The 284-nt window shown below is 62.7% G+C and carries 1 protein-coding gene; it reads left to right on the forward strand.

The genetic code is table 11. The features are described 5' to 3' along the window. Positions 1-284, forward strand: a 284-nt coding sequence (locus AC0IYH_RS31030; RefSeq protein WP_471838027.1) for a 3-keto-disaccharide hydrolase, incomplete at both ends; no start/stop codon positions are given.

Raw genomic sequence — 284 nt, forward strand, 5'->3', positions numbered from 1 at the left:
CAACAGCGGCATCAAGTACTTCGTCGATCCGAACCTGTTGAAGGGTGACGGATCGGCGATCGTGCTGGAATATCAGTTGCTCGACGATGCGCGACATCCCGACGCGAAGATGGGCCGGGACGGTAACCGTACGCTTGGGTCGCTGTACGACCTGATTACCGCGCGCAACCTGTCCGACCCGGACAGTCCGGGCAAGCGCATCAACCCGCCCGGCGAGTGGAACCGCGCCGTCATCGTCGTGCGCGGCCAGCATGTCGAGCATTGGCTGAACGGCTTCAAGGTCG

The organism is Pseudomonas sp. AC463 (assembly GCF_979253585.1).